General features: G+C 48.2%; 1 protein-coding gene and 1 rRNA gene (1 of these 2 cut by a window edge). One reads left to right on the forward strand and one right to left on the reverse strand.

Annotated features, from left to right (window positions below; genetic code table 11):
- Positions 1-135: 135 nt before the first annotated feature.
- Positions 136-1,676 (reverse strand): 16S ribosomal RNA (locus tag ACH33_RS15290).
- Between the two features lie 777 nt (positions 1,677-2,453).
- Here ACH33_RS15290 and ACH33_RS15295 point away from each other — a divergent pair.
- On the forward strand, positions 2,454-2,500 hold the 5' end (the start) of the coding sequence (locus ACH33_RS15295; protein WP_057899780.1) for a DUF2614 family zinc ribbon-containing protein. 307 nt of this gene lie beyond the right edge of the window; the window shows 47 of its 354 coding nt (coding positions 1-47); the start codon lies at positions 2,454-2,456; the stop codon falls past the right edge of the window.

Consider the following 2,500-nt stretch of genomic DNA (forward strand, 5'->3'; position numbering starts at 1 on the left):
GAATGCAAATGAAAACACCGACATTCCAACAAAACATTGTATGTTTTCATCGGTCGTCTTCATATTTTCTTTTTGTAGGAACGAAGTTCCTTCAAAACTGAACAGTGAATACTCGTGCGTGCCGAGACTCCGTAGAAAGGAGGTGATCCATCCGCACCTTCCGGTACGGATACCTTGTTACGACTTCACCCCAATCATCTGCCCCACCTTCGGCGGCTGGCTCCAGAAGGTTACCTCACCGACTTCGGGTGTTGCAAACTCTCGTGGTGTGACGGGCGGTGTGTACAAGACCCGGGAACGTATTCACCGCGGCATGCTGATCCGCGATTACTAGCGATTCCGGCTTCATGCAGGCGAGTTGCAGCCTGCAATCCGAACTGAGAACGGTTTTTAGGGATTGGCTCACCCTCGCGGGTTGGCACGCCCGTTGTACCGTCCATTGTAGCACGTGTGTAGCCCAGGACATAAGGGGCATGATGATTTGACGTCATCCCCACCTTCCTCCGTCTTGTCGACGGCAGTCTCCTTAGAGTGCCCAACTGAATGCTGGCAACAAAGGACAAGGGTTGCGCTCGTTGCGGGACTTAACCCAACATCTCACGACACGAGCTGACGACAACCATGCACCACCTGTCACCGCTGTCCCGAAGGAAGCCTCCATCTCTGGAGGGGTCAGCGGGATGTCAAGCCCTGGTAAGGTTCTTCGCGTTGCTTCGAATTAAACCACATGCTCCACCGCTTGTGCGGGTCCCCGTCAATTCCTTTGAGTTTCAGCCTTGCGGCCGTACTCCCCAGGCGGAGTGCTTATTGCGTTAGCTGCGGCACTGAGGAGGTGGACTCCCCAACACCTAGCACTCATCGTTTACGGCGTGGACTACCAGGGTATCTAATCCTGTTTGCTCCCCACGCTTTCGCGCCTCAGCGTCAGTTACAGGCCAGAGAGCCGCCTTCGCCACTGGTGTTCCTCCACATCTCTACGCATTTCACCGCTACACGTGGAATTCCGCTCTCCTCTCCTGCACTCAAGCTCCCCAGTTTCAGATGGCCCTCCACGGTTGAGCCGTGGGCTTTCACACCTGACTTAAGAAGCCGCCTGCGCGCGCTTTACGCCCAATAATTCCGGACAACGCTTGCCCCCTACGTATTACCGCGGCTGCTGGCACGTAGTTAGCCGGGGCTTTCTCGTCAGGTACCGTCAGACCGGGAGGTCATCCCGGCGGTTCTTCCCTGACAACAGAGTTTTACGATCCGAAGACCTTCCTCACTCACGCGGCGTTGCTCCGTCAGACTTTCGTCCATTGCGGAAGATTCCCTACTGCTGCCTCCCGTAGGAGTCTGGGCCGTGTCTCAGTCCCAGTGTGGCCGTTCACCCTCTCAGGTCGGCTACGCATCGTCGCCTTGGTAGGCCGTTACCCCACCAACTAGCTAATGCGCCGCAGGCCCATCTGTACGCGGCTCAAAAGCCTTTCCATGCCGAACCATGCGGTTCGGCATCCTATCCGGTATTAGCTCCGGTTTCCCGGAGTTATCCCGGTCATACAGGCAGGTTGCCTACGTGTTACTCACCCGTCCGCCGCTAACCTCAGGAATGCAAGCACTCCATCGGTTCGCTCGACTTGCATGTATTAGGCACGCCGCCAGCGTTCGTCCTGAGCCAGGATCAAACTCTCCAAAAAAGTTGAAGATTGATACGCAAGCTCGTAAGCTAGCTAATAAAGTAAAGAATGTTTTTCGGGCCCCATAAAAGTGCCTGAAATCAACTTTGAAGCTGACCTTCACTTTCATGGGATATTTACCTCGCACACAAACGAGTTTCACTGTTCAGTTTTCAAGGAACTTCTTTTTCATTGCCACCGCGTTTCAGCGGCGACTTTTTCATTCTATCAAATCAATTGTTTTTTTGCAATACCTTTTTTAAAAAACTTTTTTCCAAACTCTCCATATTTGCCCCATTTTTTTAACAGAGACAAATAAAAATATATCATAAAGATTAGTTATCAGTCAATATTTATTTTTTACACCGTCAATGAATCAATGAGCTTATATCTAACCAGTAATCCAAACGATGTCGCAACTTTAATGAAGAAATTTGTAATAACGAAGCTTTCATTTGGTTTATTTGATCGCAGAATAAACGATAGTTATATAACGAATAAATGTTGCCTACTTCTTGGTTATACAAACAAATGTCTCTTTTTCTGTTTACTACTATAAACAGCACAGTAAATAAATCTTAGATAATATTACAAAAAACGATCTTATATTTTCTATTTCGACATCAGTTCTTAATTAACCTTTCACCATTGACATAGTGTTAATGATAATTTAATATAATTTATGTACATTTCTTTTACTCTTCCTGAGGTACTAACTATCCTCCTCATCTATTTGAGGAGGCTTTTTTTTGGAAATTATGTTATAATTTCGAAGAAAGCCTACAGGAGGGACGAAAAATGTTATTTTCGGGAAAACTAAATAAGCTGAGAACCCTTGCCCTTGG

It is taken from the genome of Aneurinibacillus sp. XH2, assembly GCF_001439585.2.
In the GTDB taxonomy this organism is placed as follows: domain Bacteria; phylum Bacillota; class Bacilli; order Aneurinibacillales; family Aneurinibacillaceae; genus Aneurinibacillus; species Aneurinibacillus thermoaerophilus.